18 protein-coding genes and 1 pseudogene are annotated in these 25,985 nt (G+C 58.8%); 10 read left to right on the plus strand and 9 right to left on the minus strand.

The genetic code is table 11. From position 1 onward, the window contains the following. Positions 1-322 precede the first annotated feature (322 nt). Entirely contained in the window at positions 323-2,047 is a 1,725-nt protein-coding gene (locus tag AC1DTN_RS11925; RefSeq protein ID WP_477921038.1) for a PAS domain-containing sensor histidine kinase, read from the minus strand. Positions 2,048-2,414: 367 nt separating this feature from the next. On the opposite strand from AC1DTN_RS11925, the gene AC1DTN_RS11930 reads away from it, so the two are divergent. Both AC1DTN_RS11930 and AC1DTN_RS11935 read left to right on the plus strand, forming a co-directional pair. Beyond that, entirely contained in the window at positions 2,415-5,264 is a 2,850-nt protein-coding gene (locus AC1DTN_RS11930) for an ATP-binding protein (protein ID WP_439019114.1), read from the plus strand. 289 nt (positions 5,265-5,553) lie between these two features. Then, a pseudogene (locus AC1DTN_RS11935) lies at positions 5,554-5,950 on the plus strand (NUDIX hydrolase); the annotation flags it as partial. A 155-nt stretch (positions 5,951-6,105) separates the two neighbouring features. Here AC1DTN_RS11935 and AC1DTN_RS11940 read toward each other — a convergent pair. From AC1DTN_RS11940 to AC1DTN_RS11975, 8 genes are all read right to left on the minus strand, one after another. Further along, entirely contained in the window at positions 6,106-6,318 is a 213-nt protein-coding gene (locus AC1DTN_RS11940; RefSeq protein WP_477921040.1) for a hypothetical protein, read from the minus strand. Beyond that, entirely contained in the window at positions 6,315-7,124 is an 810-nt protein-coding gene (locus tag AC1DTN_RS11945) for a DUF2092 domain-containing protein (RefSeq protein WP_477921041.1), read from the minus strand. Before AC1DTN_RS11945 ends, AC1DTN_RS11940 begins: the two co-directional genes overlap by 4 nt. A gap of 159 nt (positions 7,125-7,283) precedes the next feature. Beyond that, on the minus strand, positions 7,284-9,122 hold the full coding sequence (locus tag AC1DTN_RS11950; RefSeq protein WP_477921042.1) for an adenylate cyclase: 1,839 nt from the start codon (positions 9,120-9,122) through the stop codon (positions 7,284-7,286). A 188-nt stretch (positions 9,123-9,310) separates the two neighbouring features. Then, complete coding sequence (locus tag AC1DTN_RS11955; protein ID WP_477921043.1) at positions 9,311-9,775, minus strand: hypothetical protein; 465 nt, start codon at positions 9,773-9,775, stop codon at positions 9,311-9,313. A 500-nt stretch (positions 9,776-10,275) separates the two neighbouring features. Then, a complete protein-coding gene (locus tag AC1DTN_RS11960) occupies positions 10,276-10,674 on the minus strand; it encodes a helix-turn-helix domain-containing protein (RefSeq protein ID WP_439019119.1) in 399 nt (132 codons plus the stop codon). Between the two features lie 255 nt (positions 10,675-10,929). Then, the gene (locus tag AC1DTN_RS11965; protein WP_439019120.1) at positions 10,930-11,769 is read right to left on the minus strand and encodes a TIGR01459 family HAD-type hydrolase; all 840 of its coding nucleotides are present in this window, start codon (positions 11,767-11,769) and stop codon (positions 10,930-10,932) included. After that, positions 11,762-13,042, minus strand: coding sequence for an FGGY-family carbohydrate kinase (locus AC1DTN_RS11970; RefSeq protein ID WP_439019121.1), 1,281 nt, complete (start codon positions 13,040-13,042; stop codon positions 11,762-11,764). The genes AC1DTN_RS11965 and AC1DTN_RS11970 overlap by 8 nt, the downstream gene beginning before the upstream one ends. Further along, entirely contained in the window at positions 13,039-14,121 is a 1,083-nt protein-coding gene (locus AC1DTN_RS11975) for a class II aldolase/adducin family protein (RefSeq protein ID WP_477921044.1), read from the minus strand. The genes AC1DTN_RS11970 and AC1DTN_RS11975 overlap by 4 nt, the downstream gene beginning before the upstream one ends. Positions 14,122-14,317: 196 nt before the next feature. Between AC1DTN_RS11975 and AC1DTN_RS11980 the strand changes: the two genes are divergently transcribed. From AC1DTN_RS11980 to AC1DTN_RS12015, 8 genes are all read left to right on the plus strand, one after another. Continuing rightward, complete coding sequence (locus AC1DTN_RS11980; RefSeq protein ID WP_439019123.1) at positions 14,318-15,097, plus strand: DeoR/GlpR family DNA-binding transcription regulator; 780 nt, start codon at positions 14,318-14,320, stop codon at positions 15,095-15,097. Further along, positions 15,094-16,500: an FGGY-family carbohydrate kinase gene (locus AC1DTN_RS11985; RefSeq protein ID WP_439019124.1), complete on the plus strand. Its 1,407-nt coding sequence runs from the start codon at positions 15,094-15,096 to the stop codon at positions 16,498-16,500. Before AC1DTN_RS11980 ends, AC1DTN_RS11985 begins: the two co-directional genes overlap by 4 nt. Beyond that, positions 16,497-18,041: a sugar ABC transporter ATP-binding protein gene (locus AC1DTN_RS11990; RefSeq protein WP_477921046.1), complete on the plus strand. Its 1,545-nt coding sequence runs from the start codon at positions 16,497-16,499 to the stop codon at positions 18,039-18,041. Before AC1DTN_RS11985 ends, AC1DTN_RS11990 begins: the two co-directional genes overlap by 4 nt. A 31-nt stretch (positions 18,042-18,072) precedes the next feature. Further along, a complete protein-coding gene (locus AC1DTN_RS11995) occupies positions 18,073-19,056 on the plus strand; it encodes an ABC transporter permease subunit (RefSeq protein WP_439019126.1) in 984 nt (327 codons plus the stop codon). 65 nt (positions 19,057-19,121) lie between these two features. Further along, complete coding sequence (locus AC1DTN_RS12000) at positions 19,122-20,060, plus strand: ABC transporter substrate-binding protein (RefSeq protein WP_439019127.1); 939 nt, start codon at positions 19,122-19,124, stop codon at positions 20,058-20,060. Between the two features lie 77 nt (positions 20,061-20,137). Next, positions 20,138-21,037: a sugar phosphate isomerase/epimerase family protein gene (locus AC1DTN_RS12005; protein WP_439019129.1), complete on the plus strand. Its 900-nt coding sequence runs from the start codon at positions 20,138-20,140 to the stop codon at positions 21,035-21,037. 173 nt (positions 21,038-21,210) lie between these two features. After that, positions 21,211-22,476 (plus strand): metallophosphoesterase family protein, encoded by a 1,266-nt coding sequence (locus AC1DTN_RS12010; RefSeq protein WP_477921047.1) that lies wholly within the window; start codon positions 21,211-21,213, stop codon positions 22,474-22,476. Then, on the plus strand, positions 22,427-25,984 hold the full coding sequence (locus tag AC1DTN_RS12015) for an AAA family ATPase (protein ID WP_477921048.1): 3,558 nt from the start codon (positions 22,427-22,429) through the stop codon (positions 25,982-25,984). The genes AC1DTN_RS12010 and AC1DTN_RS12015 overlap by 50 nt, the downstream gene beginning before the upstream one ends. The last annotated feature ends 1 nt before the right edge of the window (position 25,985 follow it).

Consider the following 25,985-nt stretch of genomic DNA (forward strand, 5'->3'; position numbering starts at 1 on the left):
ATTATCTATTTTATACATAATGTTTACTCCGGAGATCTATACGTCCTGGCCGGAATACAAACTCCCAGGAGAGGGCTTTAACACCGTCGTCCGAAAGATGGTGTCCGCCCTCGCGGGCTGCCCGTAAGACTGCGTTCTCGAAGCACGCCGCGTAGCCGCCGGCAAAACGTTGTTCGAGGATTGTTGCGCCGTGTTTGCTGCCGGAGGGCCTTGCATCGCCAGGGCGTGAGGTTCGGTAGCCCGTCATCCGTCCTGACCGTCCGTACCGTGCGCCTGTCGCGCTGACGTTCGCCGTGTATGGCGTCCATGAAAGTCTTCTTTCCTAGTGTGAGGAAACGATCGGCAGGTGGACAAAGAAAGTCGCGCCGCCCGCCGGGTTCTGGCTGGCGGTTATCTTCCCGTTGTGCGCCTCGACGATTGATCTGCAGATGGCGAGACCCATTCCCATTCCGTGTTCCTTCGTCGTGTAAAAGGGCTTGAAGAATGCTTCGCCATCGCCGGAAAAGCCGGGTCCGTTGTCGCTGCACGAAATGACGACCTCATCGTCGTCAAGGCGCGCCGACACGCGGACGATCCGGCTGCTGAAATCGTCGTGGGAAAGCGCCTGTATTGCATTCATTATCAGATTGATGATGACCTGCTGAAGCTGAACGGGATCGCCGTTGATGTTGGGCAAATCGTGCGCGAGGTCGATATCAACCTCGACCTTGCTTCGACGGGCCGGAGCTTCGACATAGGACAGCGCCCCTGATAGGAGTTCGACGCAGTCTACCTTACCGAACGTCGATCCGCCCTTTTCGAAAAGCGTTCGGACACGCGCGATGATGTCACTTGCCCGTCGGGCATAGCCGACCATCCGTCTGGCGTTCGCCTTAGCCTTTTCGACATCCGGCTCATCGCGTTCGATCCAGCGTAGCAGCGCTCCGCCGCTGGCGACCAGAGCGCCGAGAGGTTGGTTAACCTCGTGCGCGATCGAGGCCGTGAGTTCTCCGGCCATCGCGACGCGGGCGACATGAGCGATCTCCGCCTCGCTCTGCTTGAGGCGCTCGGCGCTCTGGACCTCGGCGGTGACGTCCATGATCACGGCGGTGTAGGCGGCTCCCCCGGCGGAGGTGAGCTGTCCGAGCACCCGGATATGCTTGATCCTGCCGTCATCGAACGAAAGACGGAAAGTCGCTTCGATCTTCGCCCTGCGCTCGCGTAGTTCCGCGCGGAACTGCTCGAACTCAGAAAGGTCGTCTTCGTGAATACGCGATACCAGGAGGGACAGCGACGGTCGGGTTTGCGGGTGATACTCGAGTATCCGGTAGGTTTCGTCAGACCAGAACAACCTTTCAGTGGAAATCTCGAAGCCGAAGGTGCCGATCTTGCTGAGTACCTGCCCCTTCGCGAGATAGGCCTCGCTCAGTTGCAGCGACGTCTCTGCCGCCTTTCTCTCCTCGATGTCGAAAATCGCTCCGTACCAGGCGGAGATAGCGCCGTTCTCGTCGTATCGAGGCGTTCCGATGCTGAGGCACCAGCGGTATCCGATCTTGTCATTGCCGACGCGGGCTTCGTAGCTTCCCTCGGTGCCGCTGACGAGCATCCGCCGCCAGTAGGTCTCTATGCCCTCCCGGTCGTCGGGATGCACCCCGTCGCGCCAACCCCAACCGATGGCCTCAGCGAGGGTCAGGCCGCAGAAATCAAGCCATCGTTTGTTGGCGTAGTCGAGGAAGCCGTCAGGCCTCGCGCGCCAAATCATCGCGGGTACCTGGTCGAGTGTCCGCTCAAAATCGGCGGCCGTTTCCTCGCCGGCGATTTTCGATACGATAACGCTATGAGCCTCCATTCCGACAAGGAGGCGACCCTGGTGGACATTTGACGCTCTGAAGAGATGAGAACGAAATTCGCCGTTCACAGTACGCACGCGTACGACCGCTTGGTCATCATCACCGGAGGGCAAGCCCGCGAGAACGGAAACCTCAGCTGTGTGCAGGAACGACTTCCAGCGGTCGCCGAGCAGGGAGGAACCGTGCTCGCCCGTAACGCGTGCCCAGTGCCTGTTCAAGTAGATCGCCTGCCCTTCGTGGTCCAAGATTATGGCCAGCGCAGGCAGTTCCTCCGCGATTTCGGATGGTTTGAACATCGGGCTAACTGTGCGACGGTTTGATGGCGGTTGCTGACCGATGCGGGTACCCCGTTGCTGGAGAGACCTCCTCAATCATGGCTGTCTTCCTCATTCAAAGCCGAAAACACTCTTCTCACTCCGTTCAACGGATGCTCCGTCAACAACTGTTCTCGGCATGTCATACCTCGTTTTGGCGTCTCTTGGCGGAAACGCTTTGATTTTTGAACACCATCGCGCGACTCCGCCACTTCTGAGAGTCGTGCTATGTTAATAGTTGTAAATCGATGCATAGGGTTTGCGCGAAGTGATGAACTCCGACCAGGGCGGCATCGTACGTTTCGGGCCGTTCGAGCTGAACATCCATGAGAGAATCCTGACAAGGAACGCCGAAGACATTCGGCTCGGTTCTCGCGCCTTGGACATCTTGATTAGTTTGATCGAGCGGGCCGGTGAGGTTGTCAGCCGCCACGAACTCATGAAGCTCGTCTGGAGGGGCGTAGTCGTCGAAGAGGCCAATTTGCGCACGCAGCTTTCGATCTTGCGAAGGGCTCTAGCGGACGGAGAGGGCGGCAACAGGTATATCGTCAACGTTGCAGGACAAGGCTACTGCTTCGTAGCCCCTCTCATCCGAATGGCAAGGGTTGCGATCCCGTTGCCGGTTGCATCATCGCGGCCGGGCACGCGCCATGAACTTCCCGCGCCTCTGGAAACCCTCATCGGACGAGAAGAGACCGTCACCAGCGTCAGGCAGCGTCTCAAGGAGCGGCGCTTCGTGAGCATTGTAGGTGCCGGTGGGATCGGGAAGTCCAGTGTTGCGGTCGCTGTCGCCGACCAAATGAGGCAAGAATATGGGGAGGATCACGTCTTCTTTGTCGATCTCAGTTCGGTTGCCGAGGAGGCGGACGTGCCGAGCGCGATAGCGTCGTCTCTCGGGTGCGCCGTTCAGGGACCGAACGCCGAACCGGCGATCCTCGCGTTCGTGGCCTCCAAGAATTGCCTGGTCGTACTCGACAGTTGCGAGCACTTGATTGTCGCGGTCGCGCAGATCGCCGACCGCATACACGCCTATGCGCCGATGGTCTATGTACTCGCCACCTCCCGGGAAGCCCTGCGGGCCGACGGCGAGACGATCTTTTTGCTGGGGCCGCTCGAGGTTCCGCCGGAAGGAAACCTCTCCAGACAAGAAGTCGTTCGTTTTCCTGCGGTTCAATTGTTCCTGGAACGTGCCAGTGCGAGTGGCCACGACAGCGAGCTAACGGATGACGAGGTGTTGAAAGTCTCCGACATGTGCCGCCGTTTGGACGGCATCGCGCTTGCAGTTGAGCTTGTGGCAAGCCGTGTTGGCACCTTTGGTATCGGCGGGACGGCCGAGCTTCTGGCAAACGGTGCCGAACTTCATCTGCGGGGTCGGCGTAGCGCATTGCCCAGGCATCAGACCTTGCAGGCGATGCTTGACTGGAGCATCAACCTCCTCTCCGATGTCGAGAGGACGATGCTGTTCAGGTTGTCTGTCTTCGCGGGTCCGTTCAGCGTTGAGGCAGCGCACGGAGTAGCAGCCGAGGATGGATGGACCGTTGGTCAGACCAGCCTCGTAATCACCTCGCTGGTCGAGAAGTCGCTGATTTTCGTGTCGCCCATCGGTGGCTACCTGTTTTACAGGTTGCTCGACACCACTCGCTCTTACGCGGGAAGCAAACTTGCGTCGCGGGAGGACGTCAACGTCATTTCACACAGACACGCAAACTATTTCAGGCATTTCCTGAAGTCGCTTTCCGTCGAAAGTGCGATCCACGATGCCAGGACCATGTCGTCCTTCATCCCACATTTGGGAAACATCAGAAAAGCGCTTGCATGGTGCTTTTCCGATAGTGGGGACGCACTTATAGCCGTTGATCTTTCCGCCAGCGCCGCGGTTCTGTTGATGGACCTCTCGCAGTACGGCGAGTGTCAAAGGTGGTGTTCGCGGGCACTCGCTATCATCGAACCGAATGCAAAGGGCACGCCACTGGACTTGCGCCTGTCCGAAGCACTTGCCCGATCGGCGATGTACACACTGGGTAACCGCGACGAAACGAAGTTCCTGATCGAGACGGCTCTAAACCTCGCGGAGCGGTTGGGCGACAACCGGCGGCAGTTGAATCTTTTGACCGACCTGAACATCTTCTTTACAAGACGGGGAGACGCGGGCGCGGCGGTCGATGCGGCCAACCGAGCGGCCGTCATCGCCCAGAAAATCGGAGTTGTAGAGGACGAGATAGCCGCCGAGCTCATGCTCGGAGTGGCGTGTCATCAGGCGGGCGACCAAGCGGGCGCTCTCAGGCACTGCCGGCATGGTTTTAAACTGGCTGCACAGGCCGCACCAATTCAACTCGACCTGCTCACGGAAGCGCGCGGGCGCTTCATGCTGGCCCGGTCGCTGTGGCTCGTCGGGTACCCAGACCAGTCCCTGCAGGTCGCTCGACAGACGATCAGGGAAATTTCCAGATACAGCCATCATGTGTCCTATTGTGTGGCCCTGACCTATTCCATCCCGGTTTTCTGTTGGTGCGGTAACTTCGACGAAGCATCTGCCGCCGTTGAGATACTTCTGGCGCAGGCGGATAAATATTCGCTTCAGGCGTTCAAGACACTCGGGGCTGCCCTAAACGGCCAGATCATGGTGGAGACTGGGCGGAGCGAGCAAGGAATAGTGTTGCTGCGAGCCTCTCTTGAGGCGTTGAAAGCAGAGAACTACAACATCGTTTCCTCGTCGGTATCCTGTTTCCTCGCGAAGGGTCTGGCTGATCTCGGTCGTTTCGCGGAAGCCCAGACCATTGCTGAGGAAGCCCACCGGCTTGCCGGTGCGATCGGCGAAATCGTTTGGCTTCCCGACATCTATCGGACAAGAGCAGAGATCCTGCTCGCCCAGCCGGACCCGGATCTCGTGCAGGCCGAAGCTTTTTTGGTGCTGTCGATGGAGGAGTCCGTTCGGCAGTCTGCCAACAGTTGGGAGTTGAGGTCGGCCATATCGCTTGCCAGGCTATGGCGATGCATGGGAAGAGAAAGCAACGCCAAGGAATTGCTCGGTCGCGTCTACGCCAAATTCAAGGAAGGGTTCGATACATCTGACCTCGTCGCGGCCCGACAGATCCTTTCAAAGAACGGGCCTGTCCAGTGAGCCGGCGAGGGTTTTTGCCGCCATCGACCTTTGGTAAGAACAGCATGCTGGTTAATCTCGGCTTGAGGACTAGAATGCAAACAATCTCGTTGGCGCGTAGCGGAGCAGTTTGATGACTGTGGTAAAGCGGGCAGACGACAGTCAAATCCGCTTTGGGCCATATTGCCTCGTGGCCTCGCAGCGCTTGCTTACCAAGGACGGAGTACCGGTTCCCCTTGGGGGACGAGCGTTAGACATTCTCATCTGTTTGACAGACCGCGCCGGGGAGGTTGTACCCGCCGGCGACCTGATGCGGCTTGTCTGGCAGGACGTCCGGGCAGCCTCCGCGACTGTAACCTTGCTTCAAAAGCTCGCGACTTTGCCGGACAAGCTGTTCACGGCCGCGTTCCGACAACAATACGGTGCTCTCTGTTTTCGGCGGACTGAAGGCGCGATCGAGATACTGGTCATCACTTCGCGCGACAGCGGCAGATTGTTCATTCCGAAGGGGTGGCCGATGAAGCGAAAGAAACCATACGAGGCTGCTGCGATCGAAACCTGGGAAGAGGCAGGCATTCGCGATTCCGTTTGCAAAGCCGGTCGGCCGCTACGCTTATCTCAAGGATCTGGATGACGGGGACGTCGCCCCATGCGTCGTCGACGTTTTTTCAATCGAGGTCGCCAAGGTAAACGCGGATATTAAGGAGGGCGTCATCACATTCTTCGGATGTCCGCCGCACCCAGACAGGGCGATGATCAATGCGCACCGCAGAATCCACTGAACATAGCCGGCAACTATCGACCCTATTCCCCGAGTTGCTTTTGCTTCCCACTTGTCGAATGCGTTCGCCGGGCCTGTTTTTTAGCAGTTATAGACGCCGACGGCGCAGCGCCGGACCGTGCGGCGCGCAGCTCCAGCCACGCTCACAGGCGTCAGCGGGCGGCCGACCCTGGCCTCTGCTGGCGTGAAGACGCCATTCAGTCCCGGAATCGCAAGCCCGTTTCCGAGTTCGAGGCCAGACATGGCGATCGCTGCAGCGAACAGCAGGAGTTTCGGTTTTCTTGCGACGGTCATTTGGTGCCTCCTATGGCAAAGTGATCAGGAAGCTCATCAATATCGGCAAGCTTCGTCAGGTCGACTTTCTTTGCATTCGTGGTGTTTTTGAAGCCGAAATCGTCGGCAACGACATCGATACCTGTCTTCCAGTCACTGATCTGGATGCTGTATTGCGGGCCCTGATCCACCTGACTTGCGGTGATGACATAGCGACACGGATAGGGATGATCGCCCTGAGCGATCCATATCTGCCAGTCGACCTCCTTGGTGCGGAATGCAAGGTGGTCGCATTCGACGCCGCCGATCACACCACTGCCGAGGTCCTTGACGTCGACCACGTCGCGCATCAGTTCCTCATAGGCATCCGGGAGCAGAAGATCGGCACCCGGAACGGGTCTTTGGAGCTTGTCCCGCAATTCATCGATCAGGTGATCGATCGTGCCTGGAACCTCTGCCTGGGCATAGAGGTTGGCGTCCTTGCCAAGCAGCCAGAGCGTCTTGCCGTCGAATGTGAACTCAACGTTGGCGAACCCACCAAACCGGGTAACCCGGAGTTTATCCGGCCGGCCCATTTCAATCTTGCCGGAACTTGCTAGCAGAAACTTCTGATGGTCGCTGGTGACGACCTCCAGGTTGGTGTCATACGAAAATGAGATCGCCTTTTCTGCGGCCAGATAGTCGGACATGGTTTTAACGAGCTTCTTGGCGTCTGCGTCGTCGGCACGTGCAACGGATCCACATCCCAAGATGATCATCAAGCCGAGTGCTGCCGAGGACGCCGCCGCCACGGCAGGGTGCAAGGCTCGCTGGGGTGCTTTGGTCATCGACAAATCCCTTCTAAATGGTTTGGTCGGACAACTGAGGTCGCTCGCTGGGTCTCGAGTATCAAAGAACGATAATCAGCGACCCCAACCTACACGGTGACGGCGGCGTGCGCGTGTAACATCGGGTATGTTCTGTGCCTGTTGCGGGTATCTCCAGCGCTACCTCGGTTGAAGAGCCGTGGAGCCGTCGATCGGCAGCGACATCGTCGCCTGCAACTCGTCCATCGCAGGCAGTCCGGCCGTTCGCAGATCGGCAATCACCCGTGCCCGGTCCTGTGGCTGAATATTACGCATCTTGAGTTCGGCCACGATGTTCGCAATGAAATCGGGTCTCATTTCGTTAAACCGCGCGGCCTCGCTGCGGGCGTCTTCGATCATTCCGGCGTCGACGTAGATGACGGCAGCCACCGCATGGAATAGCGGGAACTTCTGCAGGTCCGCCTGCCTGATCTCGATGACTGCGGTCCTGTCGTCGTGCAACATGTAGGCTGCGAGGGCGCACATTCCGCGATAATAGCCGCCGCCGGCAGGGTTGAGAGCAATGGCACGATCCAGCAGTGCCGCCCCGCGCTGCCACTGCCCGCTCATCGCCAGCCGGGTACCAAACTCTCCTAGCAATTCGGTGTCGTTCGGATTGGTCGCCAGTGCCCGTTCGCCTATCTGAAGTGCCTCGGGAACCCGCTGGCTGAAAAACAACGTCGTCATCAGCGCCTGAAGGGCGCGGGTGTTACCGGGATCCAGTTGAACGGCGCGGCGGGCGGCCTGGAAGCTGCGATCTATCGGCGCGGACGAAATGGGCTTCCGGTTGAACCTGAAACGATCCTCATCGAGATAAAGGATGGACAACATCGCCCAGGCCGTCGCAAAGGTTGGATAACGGGCGACAGCACTTTCGAGGCAGTCTCGAACCCGTCCGTGCCGCTCGACGCTCAACTCAGCACGGTAAGCATAAAAGCTCAGCGTGCAGCCGTAGATGCCAAGATCATCAGGCGGCGGTTTGGAGACATCGGCCTGCGCCATGATGCCATAGGGCTGCGCCACGGCGCTCGCAACCTTGTTTGCGACGTCGGACTGAATGGTGAACAGGTCGCGGATGCCGATGTCGTCGTCGTAGGTCTGCGACCAGAGGATCTCATCGGTCTGCGTGTCGAGCAGACGTGCCGTCACACGCACGCGGCTTCCGGAGACACGGACACCGCCTGCCAGCAGGAAGCGCGCGCCAAGTTCACCGCGAATCCGCGATGTCCCCACCTCTGGAGGCAAGGATTTGGACGTTTCGCGACCGAAAACCTTGATCTCCTTGAAGCGGGGAAGAGCAGCGAGAAGCTCCTCAGTCAGGCCCGTCGCGTAGAGTTGCGCCTGAGGACCATCACCCAGATTGGCAAAAGGAGCGATCACCAATGTCGGTCCATCGGTTCCGGTTATGTCAGCAGTCGCGAAGGGCCAGATCGAACCAAATCGAATAGAGGTCAAGCCAGCCGGGGCTACAGCGCCGCCCACGATCACGATCAATCCAAGGGCCACTGCCCACATATGCCGTCTTGAGCCGGGAAAAGGGGACTCGGCGCGCTCCGACGGCAAACTTTGGTCTTCAGCATCAGAATTGTCAGCACTCGGACTAATCCAGGCAAAGGTCGGCACGTAACCACCTTTCGGAATGTCTATTCGGATCGGATCGTGTTGACCTGCTGTAAGATAGTAGCGCTCAAGCACCTGCCTGAGCCTTCCGGCCTCAATCCGTACAACCGGATCATCCTGCGTGAAATCGTTGGGGCGCTTGAAGACCTCAATGGCGACGGAATAACCCTTGATCCGGTCTGCCCGGCCTGCAAGCGTTTCCTCCACCGCATAGGTAAGAAATGCGGCACTCCGACCGATATGCGGAAATTGCGGGCTGGTGATGATTCGCTTTAGCTGAGCTCGAACATCATCGTGAGCCGGAGGTGGGCGCGTCGAATCCGGCGCGATATCGCGCCTTGCTGGCAATGTATCCTGCACGACAACTTGCTCCTCACCCGCCTTTGAGGGGGGGCGGGACCACCGGAGATTTTATTAACTATCTCTTTTGTAACCTACCGCAGAAACTGATCTTCGTCCATAAAAGGCACCGCATCGGGCCCTTTGACGACTTTGCCGATCAGGGAAGGGGAATTAAGACGCGTGAATCGCAGAAGCGGGCTTCCTGTCTAGAAGACTAGTTTATGCTTTCCAGGCGTCACTGCGGCTGCGCCCTCAACCCTTGGCCGGGCGAGGTCCAACAGGTCATAGACAAAGATTGGCTTCCCTTTGAGCAGATAGAAGCCCCATCCCCCGAAGCGTCCGCCGGCAGTCACCAGCATGCCGTTTCCGCCGCCAGCGGGCACATCGATATCGGCCGTGATCTTAAAGTACTTGTTGAGGATGCTCGGTGCCGTCCCAAGAGGCACGCCCACGATCGGTTTCGTATAGATGAAGTCATTGCGTCCGGCGACGATGCTCGGTCGCGGGAGAATGAACCGCGTCAAGGCCGAGGCATCCAAAGGCAGGACCTGGTGCTCTGCGGCCTCGATCCAGAACAAATCCTGCAACTCCTTTGGCTTGCCGGGATTGGCAGCCGCCAGATCGTTGTTTTGCGTCCAGTCCTTGGACAGGTCGAACAACTCCCAGGTCACGCCGTTGACGATGTCTTTCGGGATCGGAGCCTCCGTTCCAAGGTTCCCGATAGGGCAAAAGGCTTCGTGGGATCGAGCTGGTTGAGTTGGTTGAGATAGTTGATGGCGTCGTCCGCCATGTCCGTAGTCAGGTTGTAAGTGGGGTTGTTCAGATAGGGATAGACCCGCGTGGTATACGGTAGAGGTCCGGTTGCCACTGGTTGGTCTCGCCGCTGACCAGCCAGGCGGGACCCTTCGATCAATGGCCCATCGGAAGGGGATTTGAATATTTCTACGCCCGATAGAATCCAACAGCATCTCTCGCAGCGTTACGACCAATTTCTCGACGCTACGAGATGATGCGAGCGGCTCGGATGGATCGTCATTGATGCTGCACGGGATAATCAGGTGCTGATCAAAGAATTGGGAACAGACGTCTAGTGGGACCATCTCGTGCCTTTCGCGCCATAGTGCCGAGGAGGTTTCATAGCACGAGCCTTGCCGTACCAGAGGCGACGGGCTCACTGAGAAGCGGATGCGGATCGATCTGGATCGTCGTCCAATTCTGTAGAAACGGATTTGATGAGGCTAGCCAGGGCTTTCCTGACGCCAGCATTCTTCACCCGGTCAAGGTCGCTGGAGACGTACGCGCGACCTGTCGCCTGTAGCGAGATCGTATCCCGCTCGATGGTTTCGGCACCTTTAAAGAAGTCGTCCATGGAAACGCTGAGAGCTTGCGACAGATGGTAAAGAACGCTGGCACTGACGCGATTTGAACCCTTCTCGTACTTTTGCACCTGCTGAAACGAAATCCCCAAAGCCTCGGCGATGGCGGATTGGCTTAATCCCTTCGTCTTCCGGATACGTGCCAGATTTCCGCCAACGACCGCATCGATCGGGTCTCGTGCGTTTCGCGCCATCTTGTTCTCCGTTCAAATATCGTCCGCACCCGGTATGGTTTGCCACGCCTTCTGAAGGTCGGCAACGGGTTCACTGGAAACTGGCCCTCTAAGCTTCCTCGCGTATAGCCGCGATGGTTTCGGTGCTCGTTGCGCCGAAACCGCAATCCCTCCGCATTAACGCCCGGCGAAGCAATTGTTAGCGGGACTGGCGGCGCGGCCTTCGGGACTACGCCAATCCTTCCAAGGCCGCAAATCCAGCGCCAATGTCCGGGACTAAAATGCAAAATGCTGGAGGATATACCTTGGGTAGGCACGCGCATTTTCGCAGAGTTTTTCTAACTGCTCATCGCTGACATCAGCAAGAATCCCGGTACGCACCAGCACGGAATCCAATCCAGCCGACTTCGCACCAAGAATATCGTGATCGATGCTATCGCCGATGCAGACCACGCGACGACGGTCGGTGACGCCTACGAGCTTCAATGCGTGTTCGTAGATTTCGGGATACGGTTTTCCAAGCCAGGTGACGTGACCGCCCATCCCCTCGTAGAGCTTGGCGATGGTGCCTGCGCCCGGCGCTATGGAGCCGTTGCTCAATTTATGGATGTCCGGATTGGTACAGTAACAGGGGACTCCGTTCTCGGCCGCCGGACGCAGCATTTCGCGGTAGTCATCCATCGGTATCCGTTCGGTTTCGCTGCCGGAGATGATGACAATTTCGGCGCCGGCGGCGTCTTGTGCGGAGATGAGCCCAAGCCGTTCGGCGAGATTGGTGTCTCCACCGCTGGATATCGTCAAGCATCGAGCATTTTTCGGGATGGCGTTTTCAGGTCGAGAGAGGATATCGAATGCCACGTCTCCCGATGTGACAAAGAAGTCGAAGCTTGCAGGGGCGAAGCCGAGCTTAACGAGCCGCTCGGAATTGTATTCGCCGCTTCTGCCTGAATTGGATAGGATAACGACCTTCCGGCCCGCCGATGCGAGCTTGGACAGGGCAGCGATTGCACCCTCATAGGGACCGGCGTCGTCCCTCAGTACCCCGAACTGGTCGACGAAGAAAACGTCATATGCCGGCGTCAGTTGAGGTAGAGTGATCTGCGTTGGTTCAGGCATTTCCGCCATCCAATCGGGAAAGCACCAGCGCAGCTGTACCGACGGCTGCCTCGACCGATTTCGCAGGCAAAGTGTCCACCCCCATAGCCTGCGCCCTCATGGCGGTCCAAACGGGATTTCGCGCTCCGCCCCCAACCGTTCGAAGGCTTGTCACGGCAGGCGCTCCCAACTCGCTTAACCGCTGATAACCCAACCTCTCGATCTCGGTCATGCCTTCAAGGATTGCCTGAAAGTATGCGTGATCTTCGGCGGGACGCGGCGTGAGCCGGGGCGGGTAATGAGGATCGTTGATCGGAAAACGCTCGCCGGGTCGCAGAAGCGGATAGTAATCCAGATCCAGCTGGCGGTCCGGGTCGATCTTTTGGGTGAGTTCGTCCAGACGGTCATCGCCGAATAGGGCGCGCACGACGTTTCCACCGCTGTTCGAAGCGCCACCAACAAGCCAAAACCGCCCGACACGGTGCGAGTATATGCCATATTCGGGCGCGCTGATCGGAGCGTCCGATGCAAGCTTGAGCACAATCGTGGATCCGAGGGCGGTTACCGCGTCGCCAATGGCCGATGCTCCCGTAGCAAGAAACGAAGCGCAGCCGTCGGTCGTTCCCGCATGGAACCAAGCGGATTTGGGCAGACCGAGTTCCCGCAGGTATCTCTCGACCGGGGCGACCTTTTGGCCCGCACGATAGACCATGGGCAGCTTGGATACGTCCACTCCCGCCGCTTCGATCCAATCCGGCCAGCGTTCCGTTCCCAGATCGAAACCCGTCTTGAGTGCGTTGTTTTCGTCACTGACCCGCCCTGGGCAACCCAATTTCATCAGGATCCAGTCGGCCTGATGAACGATGGCGTGAGCACGGTCCTGGCGCGACAAATAGATGGCTCGGGCAAGGCCCGAATTCGCGCCGACTGCCGTGCTGGTCGCTGGAGCCTCATTTGCTATGCTTTCGATGATTGCAGGATCAGGGCAGGGATCGTTGTACATGAGGACCTGACCTGTCGGCTCGCCGGCATGATCGAGCGAGAGGACGGTCCCGGACGTTCCGTCGACGGCGACGCCTTCGACAGAGTAGAGATCTGTTTTGTGGGCAAGACGCTCGATTGCCTCTGCCACCCTATTCCACCAGCATGCTGGTTGACGCATTTCGTCGGGCGACCGGAACGGTGCGGAGGCGAAGCCGACCGGATTGCCCGCACGGTCGATAGCCGAGGCCCGAGCGCCGGACGTGCCGATATCGATTCCGAGTGCAACTGGTTGGCTATTTTTGGCGCTCACGCGTTCCGCCTTTCCGAACCTCGGTCGAGCGCTTGTCGATATTGCTCCGCTTCCCAGTGCGTCAATTCATATTCGTCGTCGTTCGAAAGATACACTACCGACGCCTCTTCAGGGATGCGGCCCACCACCTCCGAGAGGCAACGGGCCATAACCTCGCCACCTGCAGTGAGGGTGCTGGACAAGAGTACTCCCTTGTCCGGGACGATCAGCATTTTCGGAGCTTCACGACCTTCGCGGTGAGATGCGGCCTCGAGGTCGGCCGCGCTTTGCCCCTCTGAAAGCACGCCTATCTTCGTTCCAAGGAAAATGACGTGGTCCGGATAAAGCGAGCCGCCAAGTGCAATTCCTCGATTGACATTCGAAAGCGCGACGGCGTGGCTTTCACTGTCGCGTGCCGGATGATAGCCGGAATTCTTCGCAATCCGTTCCAGCGCATCGACGTCGGCCAGACCGCTGTTCCGGGTTTCGCGTGAAAGGGCCTTCGAGACACGCTGGATACGACCGGCGACTTCCTCAACCGTGTCACCGCAAACGATGATCCCGTGGTTGAACAGGATCAGGACATCAGGCATCGAAGCGGCGGCTTTTTCGATCTCCCTGGCGAGCGGGGTCCCTGGACGCCTATACGGTATCGTCACCCATCTGAGATCGGAGACGGCACTCATGCATTCAGCCAGCATGGCCTCGCGGTCTTCAAGAACGGCCCGAGCAATTGCGTTCACGCAATGATAATGCGCGACCACCGGACTTTTGAGTGCCGCGTGAAAACTGGTTTCGATCGACGGCCGAAGGCCGCTGGAATTCAGTTCGGAAACAACGAAATCGGTGGACTTCTCGGCCCGTACGTCGCCATTGCGAAGCGCTGCAACCAGCGGATCGACGGCTACTGGGACCATGATGTCTTCAATATCCGCCTTGGAAAGCCACGTGCCCGATGCCTTCACCCACATCACGCCGTCGCTCTTGATCGACGTATTGCCGCCTGCGCCCTGCGTCTTGAGGATGTCGCTGCCAATCTGGCTGGAAAGCCCGAGAAAACTCTTGAATAGCTTCGTATTCCTGGGGTCCGGTTGGGTCATATCATCTTCCCTCCTGCTGCGTTGATACTCGCCTTCCGGTTCGGCTGGCTCATGAGCGAACTTTTGCGCGATCCTATAAATGTGATTGCAGATCGTCAACGATGAAGATTTTGCGTCTCTCGTGTTGCGATCCTATACATGATGTGATTATAGTTCGTCATAAGCGCTCAGGGAGAAGCGTCAGTGGAGGACTGTCTTGAACGATTCCGATCGCCATCGCCTGATTGCGGAAATGCTTCGCGAGCGGCCCTTCGCGTCCGTGCGTGACCTGCAGAAGCGGCTTGGCGTTTCCCCTGCGACAATCCGAAGAGATATCGATAAGCTTCACGACATCGGAGTTGCTCGAAAGGTCTACGGCGGGATATCCGCTAACGAGTCATCGACCGTGGCGCGTCTTTCTGCTCGGCCATATGACGAAAACCGCGACATTGCTGTTGATGCAAAGCGTGCGATCGCTGAGATGGCCGCGGGTCTGGTGCGAGACGGGGACTCGATAATCGTCCATGCAGGATCGACCTGCTATCAACTCGGTCTGCAATTGGCTCGTCGCAACGTCCGCCTCTACACGAACTCCATGCCCTTGGCCGCATATGTCGGCGAGCACGGGACTTGCCATCTGACCTTGGCGGGCGGGGTGCTGTATCGAGAGCCCGGAATTATCCACGATGCGTCGGCCGGCGCGCCCGACTTCTTCGCCTCCCGGTTCTTCCTTGGCACCCAGGGCATCAGCAGCGAGGGACTTCTGGAATCGCACCCGTTGTTGACAAAGGCGATTGGGGAGTTGAGCGGTTGTGCGGACGAAATCGTGCTTCTGGCAGATAGCCGCAAACTCTCGATTCAACCGCGCAATGTCGTTCTCCCGCTTTCCCGTATCGGCACGATCGTCATCGACGACGGATTGTCGGACGTCGGAGCAAAAATGCTTGAGGATGCGGGGGTTACGATAGTGATCGCGACGGTCGGAGGTCAGTCATGACGCCACCAAACGCGATCGCGGTCTTCGATCTCGGCAAGACCAACTCGAAACTCTTCGTGTTCGGGGCCGATGGCTCGTTACTTTCGGAGACGCGAACGAAGCCGTCATGGGGCGAGTACGAAGGTTTTCGCGTGCTCGACGACGCCGCTCTGTTCGAATGGATGAAGACCGCACTGACGCGTGCGATTGAAGACCACTCGGTCGGACACGTCATCTTTTCCGGTCATGGCTGTACATTTGCGCTCGTTGAGGAGGATCACCTGGTGCATCCGATCCTCGACTATGAACAGGAACCTCCTCCGTCGCTGGGGGATCGCATCGACATGTCGATCCCGGCTTTCTCCGAGACATATTCTCCAAGGCTGCCGCTGGGTTTCAACTACGGGCGGCACATGCTTTGGCTGGAGGCCGTCAAGCCCGAGGCGCTGAGCCACGCCGATGCTGTTCTTCCCTATCCCCAGTTCTGGTCGTGGAAATTCTCTGGCCGCAAGGTGTCCGAGGTATCTTACATCGGCTGCCACTCTCACCTTTGGGCACCGCTGCGCGGTGATTTCAGCAGTCTGGTCGATAGTCGAGGTTGGCGTGAGAAGATGCCCGCTTTCGAAAAAGCAGGCGCTGTTTTGGGCAATTGGAATCTCACAGACGGAACGGGTGAGGCGCGCTCCGTCAATGTCCACAATGGCGTTCACGACAGCAATTCGGCCCTCTACTACTATCGTTCGGTTGGATTCCAGGACTTCACCCTCGTGTCTACCGGGACGTGGGTCGTGATCTTCAATTCGGCATGCCCGCTCGAAGCGCTGGACGAAGATAGGGATATGCTCGCGAACGTTACGGTCGATGGGAAGCCGGCGCCGACGATCCGTTTCATGGGCGGCAGAGAGTACGATCGCGCCAGTGGCGGCTGGAACAAGCCTGTGAGTCTTGAGGCACTGTCTCGGGTAATCGCAAAAGGCGTGTTCGCATTGCCGTCGTTCGCGCTCGGCGGCCCGATGCAGGGCTTCGAAGGCCGGTTCGTGGGACCGGAGGTGGAAGGCGAGGAGAGGGCGGCCGCCGCGCTTCTATACGTCGTTCTCATGACCAGTCTGTCCCTCGATCTCATACGCTCCGATAACGCGATCGTCATAGACGGTGGCCTGGTCAAGACCGGGTTGTTTGCCGAAATACTCGCCCAGCTGCGGCCCGCCCAGCCGATCTTCACCAGCGCGACGGCCGAAGGCAGTGCCTTTGGTGCCGCGGCTCTTGTTTTCGGCACGATGGGCCTAGAGCCGTTCGCAAATGAGACCAGTCAGGTAGCGCCGGCGCAGATCTTTGGTCTTGAAGCATACCGCGACACGTGGCGAACGCTAGCTGAGATCGACAGGCCGGAGGCGACGCATCCAAGGAAGGAGTTCCACGCATGAGCGCGGCAAACACCGAAACGCAAGCACCCGTCCTGCAGATGCGCAATATCAGCAAGACGTTCGCAAGCACCAAGGCTCTTACAAACGTCTCGCTGACCGTCTATCCCGGCGAAGTCCATGCCTTGATGGGTGAAAACGGCGCCGGGAAGTCGACGCTGATGAAGGTTCTGTCCGGCGCCTATGTTGCGGATCCTGGCGGCGCTGTCCTCGTCGAGGGAAAGCCGATCGTGTCCGGCGATCCGATCAAGGCCAAGGCAAATGGCATCGCGGTCATTTATCAGGAACTGTCGCTCGCGCCGAACCTGACGGTTGCACAGAACATGTTCCTGGGTGCCGAGCCGTCGCGCTATGGTGTCGTCGACAAGGCTGCGGCACGCGCCCGTGTCGAGCCAATCCTCAAACAGCTGGGAATAAACTTCGGACCGTCGCAGCTCGTGGCCACACTCTCGTTGGGCGAACGTCAGATGGTGGAGATCGCGCGTGCCCTGACCACCAACGCGAGGATCATCGTCATGGACGAGCCGACGACCTCGCTGACCTCCAGGGAGACAGAACGGCTTTTCGAAGTGATCGCAGGCCTGAAGGCGCGTGGCATCGCGGTGATCTACATCAGCCATAGAATGGAAGAGATCTACACGCTCGCAGACCGTGTCAGCGTTTTGCGCGATAGCGCCTACGTCGGCACGCTCGAGCGCGAAGAACTGTCCGCCGACCGGCTGGTCTCGATGATGGTCGGTCGCGATCTCTCCACTTTCTACAAAAAGGAACATCGGGCACCTGTGCAGGCGGCCAAGACGGTTCTTTCAGTGAAAGATGTTGGCGACGGCCGCCGAGTTCACGGATGCTCGTTCGACGCAAGGGCAGGCGAGGTCCTCGGCATCGCGGGCCTGGTTGGGTCCGGTCGGACGGAACTAGCGCGCCTCGTTTTCGGCGCGGACCCCAAAACGGCCGGCACGGTGTCTTTGGAGGGCCGGGAACTGGCTATTGCCGGACCGCGGGACGCGATGGATGCAGGGATCGCGTATCTCACAGAGGACCGGAAGGGTCTCGGCCTTTTCCTCGACATGACGATCAATGAAAACATCAATATCGGCGTTATCAGCAGGGATGCCGGCCCGGGAGGCATCCTGAATTTTGCCACCGCCAGGGAGCGTGCCGCCCGCGCCATCAAATCATTCTCCATTCGCACGTCGAGCGCCAGCATCAATGTCGGCGCTTTGTCGGGTGGCAACCAGCAGAAGGCACTGATTGCCCGTCTCCTCGAGACGAAGCCCAAGGTTATCATTTTCGACGAGCCGACCCGCGGCGTCGATGTGGGTGCCAAGTCCGAGATTTATCGGATCATCGATGAACTCGCGCAGGCGGGCATCGCGATAGTCGTGATTTCGAGTGACTTGCCGGAAATCATCGGCATCGCCGATCGCGTCCTGGTCATGCGCGAAGGACGCATCACGGGCGAAGTTCTGGCGACGTCGGATCAGCCAATCAGCCAGGAAGCCATCATGGCCTTCTCCACCGGATCGGCATCGAAAGTCGCCTGAAGCCGGACAACAAAGACGACGGGATAAAGATATGACCTCGACATCAACCGACCAGTCGAATGCAGGCAAGGCAAGATTCAGATCGACGCTCACCGCGCTCGGTATGTTGCCGGTGCTCGTCATCCTGGCTATCGGCTTTCATCTGTTGAGCGGGCGCTTTCTAAGCGTCAACAACCTGTCGATCGTCATGCAGCAGGCATCGATCAATACGGTTTTGGCTGCCGGGATGACGTTTGTGATCCTGACAGGCGGCATTGACTTGTCAGTGGGTTCTATCCTTGCGGCCTCGGCCATGGTTGGCGTGATCGTGTCACTCTGGCCGGATGTCGGCATGCTGGGTATTCCGGCTGCGATCGGCGTGGGACTTGCCTGTGGTGTCGTTAACGGCACGATCATTTCGGCACTAAAGCTTCCGCCCTTTATCGTCACTCTCGGCTCGCTGACCGCGATGCGCGGCATCGCCCGACTGCTCGGTGGCGACACGACGGTTTTCAATCCCGACCTGCCATTCGACTTCATCGGAAACGGCAGTTTCCTCGGCGTGCCATGGCTGGCGATCATTGCGCTGGCGACGATCCTGATCTCATGGTTCATCCTGAAGCGCACGGTATTGGGGACTTGGATCTACGCTGTTGGCGGAAACGTCGAGGCAGCGCGCCTCACCGGGATCAAGGTCCCACTGGTGCTGCTCTTTGTCTACTCGATGTCGGGCCTGCTTTCGGGGCTTGGCGGCGTGATGTCCGCAGCCCGTCTGTATGCCGCGAACGGCCTGCAGCTTGGCCAATCCTACGAGCTCGACGCGATCGCAGCCGTCATTCTCGGCGGAACCAGCTTCGTCGGCGGTGTCGGGTCGATCTGGGGGACGCTGATCGGCGCACTCATCATCGCGGTGCTGTCCAACGGCCTCATCCTCGTCGGCGTTTCCGACATTTGGCAGTACATCGTCAAGGGACTTGTCATCATCGTGGCCGTGGCGCTCGACCGCTACAGGCTCAAAGGACTTAGCCGCACCTGACGTGCGGCTGGAGGAACCGGGGTTGCCGGATAACGGGGCGCAGGAAGCGCCATAAGGAGGAAAATATGCGCATGATTTCGAAACTGCTCGCAGCGACCGCTCTGGCCGCAGCCATCGCACTGCCGGCAGCCGCCAAAGACCTGGAAAAGATCGGCATTTCCGTCGGTCTGCTTGGCAATCCGTTCTTCGTTGCGACCATCAAGGGCATCGAGGATCGCGCCAAGGAAATCAATCCGAACGTACAGGTCACCTCGGTTTCGGCAGACTACGACCTCAACAAGCAAGTTTCGCAGATCGACAGCTTCATCGCCGCAGGCGTTGACATCATCATGCTGAACGCCGTCGACGCTAAGGCGATTGCTCCGGCCGTCAAGAAGGCCCAGGCTGCAGGCGTTATCGTTGCCGCCTTCGACGTTTCGGCTCCGGGCGCTGACGTCACGGTCATGACGAACAACATCAAGGCAGGTGAAGAGGCGTGCCAGTACATCGTCGATCAGCTCAAGGGCAAAGGCGACGTCGTGATCATCAACGGCCCTGCTTCGTCCTCGATCCTCGACCGCGTGCAGGGTTGCAAGAACGTGCTCACGAAGAGCCCGGACATCAAGATCCTGTCGGACGACCAGAACGGTCAGGGCTCGCGTGATGGCGGCCTCTCAGTCATGCAGGGCCTGCTGACGCGCTTCGACAAGATCGACGCCGTCTTTGCCATCAATGACCCGACGGGCATCGGTGCCGAGCTTGCCGCCAAGCAGCTGAACCGCAACGAGTTCTTCATCACTGCCGTCGACGGTGCCCCAGATATCGAAAAGTCGCTCGCAAGCGGCAATTCCATGATCAAGGCCTCGGCTTCCCAGGACCCCTACGTCATGGCCGGCGACGCCCTCAAGATGGCTGTCGATGTTCTGAACGGCAAGAAGCCGGCGGAGAACACTGTCCTGCTCGACCCGAAGCTGATCACTGCTGACAACGTCAAGGATTACAAGGGCTGGACCGCAGCCCGCTAACGTTTCCTCCCAGGAGCTCGCCGGCGCCTTCGGGCCCGGCGAGCCTTCGCTTCAATGAAATTCAGGATATTAGTGTCATGTCCAAAATCGGCGTCCACTCGTTCGTCTGGAGTGCTGGCTCGTCTCGCGATGAGCTTGAGCGTACACTTACCAGATCGCATGAACTTGGCTTTAAGCTGGTGGAATTTTCCTATCTCGATCCAAAGCTGGTCGACGTGAAATGGCTCGCATCCCGCATCAGGGAACTGGGCCTCGACGTCGCGGTGAGCATGGGTCTTCCGACCGATGGTGACATCTCCAGTGATGATCCGTCGGTGGTCGCCAACGGTGAGGCCATACTCGACAGAGCCGTTGCGTTGGTTCGCGATCTAGGTGGCACGAAGCTCGGCGGTATACTGAGTTCCTCGCATGGAAAGCAGGAGCATGCGTTGTCCCGCAAGGGATGGGAAACGAGTGTTACCACGCTGTCACGGGTCGCCGATCGTGCGAAGGCAGCCGGTGTCACTCTCAATCTCGAAATCGTCAACCGCTTCGAGAGCAACATGCTCAATACGGCAGCCCAAGGTCTAGCGTACATCAAGGACACAGGTGCCTCGAACGTCTTCCTGCATCTCGACACCTTCCACATGAATATCGAGGAAGCAGATGTCGGACTGGCAATACGCAATGCCGCCCACAAGATCGGCTATGTCCACATCGGCGAAAGCCATCGTGGTTATCTCGGAACGGGCAACATCGATTTTGCCGCCATCTTCGACGCTCTGGTCGCCATCGGATGGGACGACTACGTCACGTTCGAATCCTTCTCAACGGCCATCGTTGACAAAGATCTGTCTTTGAAGACGGCTATCTGGCGAAACCTTTGGGACGACAATGTTGCTTTGGCCCGACATGCTCGCCAGTTCATCGAACTCGGTTTGGAAACCGCATGCCTTAAGGCCGAACTCGTGAAGGATGCTCACGCGCCATCGGCGTAGAGGTGTCGAACAAAAAGTCATGGAGCAGGTCAAGGCCCAGATGGCAGAGGCCGTGCGAGCATCCGTCATAGCACCCCGCTTTTTTGGGGATTGCCAGAACAAACCGAGAATAAAGGCTGGCGCGGGCAAATTGTAAGGGCTAGGAAGATCGACCAACAGATGAGGCTCTGCTTTTGGTCTATCGATTCATTCACACCGCCGACATTCATCTCGACTCCCCGCTGCGGACGCTGGCCCTGCGCAATGCCGAGCTTTCCGAGCTGATTGGATTGGCGACCCGACGGTCATTTGTCCGCATCATCGATCTATGCCTTGAAGAACGGGTAGACGCGTTGGTCATCGCCGGCGATCTCTACGATGGCGATCAGACGTCGATGAAGACCGCCCGATTTCTGGCCGAGCAGCTTGCGCGTCTGCATGAAGCCGGCATCAGCGCGTTCATCATTCGCGGCAACCACGATGCGCTCTCCAAGATCACGACGGAGCTAGTTATGCCGGACTCCGTCAAACTGTTCGGTTCCGTGGCCGAAACCATTGCCATAGACCGAGCTCCCGGCCGGTTCGCAGTTGCGATACACGGACTGAGCTTTGCCAAGCCGCAAGCGCCCGAAAGCCTCCTTCGACATTATGCGCTGCCTGTTCCGGATGCCGTGAACATCGGCATTATGCACACCAGCCTTGGCGGCTCGGCGGGGCACGATCTGTACGCTCCATGTAGCGTCGCCGACCTCCGCCAAATGGGTTTTCGATACTGGGCACTCGGCCACATTCACAAAAGGTTGGCGGTCGAGGATTTATCGTCCGCGATCGTTATGCCCGGCATCCCTCAAGGGCGCGACATAAACGAGGACGGTCCAAAGTCCATCTCCCTCGTTACGATAGGCGATGACCGCTCTGTCTTTATCGAAGAACGCCAGACCGCTGTCGCCCAGTTCGGGAGGCTGGTCGTCGATATCTCCCGAGCGAATGATTGGAAAAATGTCGTCCTCGAGGCTAAAGGCTCATTGGAATGCCTTTCTTCAGCAGTGTCCGCTGACCATCTTGTTGCACGCGTCGAAATAACCGGAGCCACAGAGCTCGCATGGCGCATCCGGCGAGACGCCGACCTTCTCCGAACCGAACTAGAGACACACGGTGCGACGATCGGGAATGTCTGGATCGAGAAAGTCGTGACGTCGCCGGTCGCGCCCAAACGGGATGATGCGCGGCCGAGCGCGCTCGACGAACTTGCAGCGATTATCGACAGCGAGATCCGCGGCTCGACCGAATATAGCGACGAGGTGCGCTCGATCGCCGACGAACTGCGGGCCCAGCTCCCGGCCGAGCTCCGCGAGATCTTCGGCAAGGACGAAGCGTCTTTCGAGAACTTGTTGGCGCAATTTGCCAAGGATGGTACGTCGCAGGTCTTGGCGCGTCTGCGCGGCGGCGAGGGAGAGTAGCGTGCGCATCAACCGCCTCGACCTGACGCGCTATGGCAAGTTCACCGACGCCGTCATCGATTTCGGATCGCGACCTGTCGGATCTCCAGACCTCCACGTCATCTACGGTCCGAACGAGGCTGGAAAATCGACCACGCTCGATGCGATCCTCGATATGATCTTCGGGATCGGCAATACAACGAAATACGGGTTCCTGCACCCCTATAATACCATGCGTTTAGAGGCGAATGTTCATGTGGGAGGTCAGGACAGGGACTTCGTCCGTATCAAGCGGCCGCAGAACAGTCTGCTCGATCGTGAAGAACGCAGCCTCGCCGATACGAAGATCCGGGCCGACCTTGGCGGAATAGATCGTGACGCGTTCTCGACAATGTTTTCGCTGGACGACATCACACTGGAAAAAGGCGGCGAGAGTATTCTGGCAAGCAAGGGTGACCTGGGCGAACTGCTCTTCTCCGCCAGCGCCGGGCTTTCCGATCTCAGCCGCCAACTCCTGGCGATCCGCGGGGATGCGGACAGCTTCTACAAATTTCGGGGACGCAGCAGCCAACTGAGTGAGCTCAAGCTGCGGTTGACGGAGCTGAAGCAAAAACGCGAAGAACTCGACCTCCAGGCGACCGAGTATCGTAAGAGGTTGGCTGAACTGCAGCGCCTCGACGGTCTCTACAATCAGGCCTTGACCGAGCGTGCGAACACCCAGCGCCAGGCTGACGAGATCAACCGTGTCCTACGAGCGCTTCCGACGATGCGCAGGCTTACCGGGCTTCGAGGCCAGCTCGATGCCCTCGAGACGGTGTCCGATCCACCGGAATCGTGGAGGATCGAACTCCCGGAAATCCGCAAGGGTGAAATCGAAATCCGCGTCAAGCTGGACGAGGTTGCCCGTACTATTGCGGAGATCGAGAACGAGATTGACGGGATCGCCGATGACGCTGTCGCTCTTTGCCTCGCGGCCCGCGTCGCCGATCTCACCAAAACATTCGAACCCAGATACCTGACGGCGCAGGTCGATATCCCGAAGCTCTCCAGCCGGGTCGCTGAACTCTCTGTCGAAACGCTCCTTCTGCAGCTAGGCAAAGCCGACGAGAAAAAACCTGCGCGGTTGGTTCTGGATGCGGCGACCGTCGGCAAACTCAGATCGCTCATCAGCGCCAGGTCCGGGGTCGAAGCTCGTCGCGCTTCCGCGGAGGAAGAGCTTATCCGTTCGCAACGCGCCCTTCAGGATGAGGGCAACCGGATTTCCCTCTTCGAGGAATTTCGCGATCCTGCACGGATCAGGGCTTTCGAAGTCCTCGCGGCGACGGTTAAAGCTCTGCCGAAAGCCGACGACGAGGTCGCGTTCCGTTCGCTGATGCGGCGGCGCGAGAACGCGGATGGCGTATTGGCGGAAAGCCTTGCGCAGCTGGTTCCCTGGGACGGCAGCCCGGCCGACCTGGCGGCATTGAGCGTACCGTCGGCCGCAAAGCTGAACGATTGGAAGAGCCGATACCAGGACGGCCGGGAGCGGACGAAGACAACGCGCGCCGAACTTGAGCGCCTTGAGCCGGACGCCCGACGGATGGACGCGGAGATCCAAGTCCTCCGCGCTCGGGCAGGGGAGATCGACGAACCTTCGATCGCGGCTAGCAGAGCCGCCCGTGAAAAAGCATGGGTTTCACATCGTCAGGCAATGGACGCGCAATCGGCCGACGCTTTTGAGCATGCCATGAGAGCGGACGATCACCTCGTTTCGCAACGGCTCCTGCATTTCGCGCAGGCCAGCAAGCTGGCGCAGTTGATGATGAGCCGAGCATCCGCAGGTTCCGATATCGAAACTGCCCGCGAGCGCATTGAAGCGGCCGCACGTTCCCTCGCGGAACTACGGGCGGAGATGTCCCCAACGTTGGCATCGATTTCGTCCAGTGCCGAATTTGGTGTTGATGCCTCAGAGCTGGAAGAATGGTTGCGCAAAAGGACCGTTGCCCTAAGGGCACGTGATGATCTATCGGCCATCGACCAGGAGGTCGCGGAAATCCGCGACAGGGCTCAGCAATCGAAGAAACTGTTGCTTGCGGCTATCAAGGCTACGGGCCTGGCCGCCGGCTGCGACGCCGATCTGGCAACGCTGTTCGCAGCCGCCGAAGAGGGCCTCGATGCCTTCAACCTCGCCATGGATCAGGCAGACCGTCTGGTGCGACTGAAGGAGGATAACGCCGCGCGTGCGCGTGCGATGACCGATGCGTTGAAAGCCACGCAGGAATGGGAAGCCAGATGGTTCGAGCTCTGCAACGGCTGCTGGTTAGGGGAGGCGTCGATCCTCCCAGACGTAGATGCGGTCAACGGGATTCTCGACGTCCTCGAAAAACTAGCTTCGGCAATCGAAGCCAAAGACAGCCTCGTCGATCGAATCCAGAAGATGGAAAAGGATAGCGCTCTGTTCGAAGCTTCGGTGTTCGAATTGTGCGACAGCCTGGAAATTCCGAAATCGGCCTCTCTCACGGAGCTTACGCGGACGATCACCGACCGTATCATGGTTGCAGAGCGGGGCAGGGAGCAACGGGAGAAGCTGGGACGCGATCTCGACAAGAAGCGAGAAGAAGCGCGCGAATACCTTGTCACCAAGGAGGTACTCGATCTCCAAATAGGAAAGATGGCAGCGTTCTTCGACTGTACCACGCTGGATGAGGCCGAGACCTTTATCGAGCTTTCCTCGAAGCGGCAGGCGCTGCGGACTTCCATTTCTGACGTCGAGCAGGAACTCGTCGAGATCAGTGGTGCGAACGATATCGGTGACGTCGAGGAGAGGCTCGCGTCGGCGAATAGAGAAGAATTGGAGGGCCAGCTAGCCTTGCTGACGCCAATCCTCGAAGACCAGGACAGAAAATGTCACGACGTCTTCCATGAGCGCTCCACCATGCAGAAAGCGCTCGACGCCATAGGCGGCGATTCCGTCGTCGCGGAAATCGAGGAGCAGCGGCGCACCATTTTGCTGGAGATCGAAGAACGCGCCGGTCGTTACCTCGAGCTTCGCGCGGGGATAACCGCCGCGGAGCAAGCACTGAAGCTCTATAGAGATCGCCATCGGAGCGGGATGATGACAAGGGCATCCGAGGCGTTCAGGACCATCAGCCGCGGAGCCTACACGGGCGTCGCCGCGCAGCCCGGCAAGGACGGGGAGGTCCTCATCGCCGTATCGGCGAACGGCGGTTCGAAGATCGCCGATGAACTCTCCAAGGGCGCGCGCTTCCAGCTCTATCTCGCGCTTCGGGTAGCGGGATATCACGAGTTCGTCGCCAATCGCGCTCCTATCCCGTTCATCGCCGACGACATCATGGAAACCTTCGATGACTTCCGCGCCGAGGAGGCCTTCCGGTTGTTCACCGAGATGGCCGGGCGTGGGCAGGTAATCTATCTGACGCATCATCAGCACCTGACCGAGATCGCCAAGAAGGTTTGCCCGAGCGTCCGGCTACATGATTTGGAGACGATTCAATCGGCGAGCCGGATTGGTAGGATTGCGGCCGAGTAGA

The sequence above is a fragment of the Rhizobium sp. 01T444 genome (genome assembly GCF_056398305.1).

Excerpts from the sequence above, each read along its gene's own strand:
- AC1DTN_RS11940 (WP_477921040.1), bottom strand. The coding sequence starts at position 6,318 with ATGACCGTCGCAAGAAAACCGAAACTCCTGCTGTTCGCTGCAGCGATC.
- AC1DTN_RS11945 (WP_477921041.1), bottom strand. The coding sequence starts at position 7,124 with ATGACCAAAGCACCCCAGCGAGCCTTGCACCCTGCCGTGGCGGCGGCG.
- AC1DTN_RS11960 (WP_439019119.1), bottom strand. The coding sequence starts at position 10,674 with ATGGCGCGAAACGCACGAGACCCGATCGATGCGGTCGTTGGCGGAAAT.
- AC1DTN_RS11985 (WP_439019124.1), top strand. The coding sequence starts at position 15,094 with ATGACGCCACCAAACGCGATCGCGGTCTTCGATCTCGGCAAGACCAAC.
- AC1DTN_RS11995 (WP_439019126.1), top strand. The coding sequence starts at position 18,073 with ATGACCTCGACATCAACCGACCAGTCGAATGCAGGCAAGGCAAGATTC.
- AC1DTN_RS11965 (WP_439019120.1), bottom strand. The coding sequence starts at position 11,769 with ATGCCTGAACCAACGCAGATCACTCTACCTCAACTGACGCCGGCATAT.
- AC1DTN_RS11990 (WP_477921046.1), top strand. The coding sequence starts at position 16,497 with ATGAGCGCGGCAAACACCGAAACGCAAGCACCCGTCCTGCAGATGCGC.
- AC1DTN_RS11930 (WP_439019114.1), top strand. The coding sequence starts at position 2,415 with ATGAACTCCGACCAGGGCGGCATCGTACGTTTCGGGCCGTTCGAGCTG.
- AC1DTN_RS12000 (WP_439019127.1), top strand. The coding sequence starts at position 19,122 with ATGCGCATGATTTCGAAACTGCTCGCAGCGACCGCTCTGGCCGCAGCC.
- AC1DTN_RS12005 (WP_439019129.1), top strand. The coding sequence starts at position 20,138 with ATGTCCAAAATCGGCGTCCACTCGTTCGTCTGGAGTGCTGGCTCGTCT.
- AC1DTN_RS12015 (WP_477921048.1), top strand. The coding sequence starts at position 22,427 with ATGGTACGTCGCAGGTCTTGGCGCGTCTGCGCGGCGGCGAGGGAGAGT.
- AC1DTN_RS11975 (WP_477921044.1), bottom strand. The coding sequence starts at position 14,121 with ATGACCCAACCGGACCCCAGGAATACGAAGCTATTCAAGAGTTTTCTC.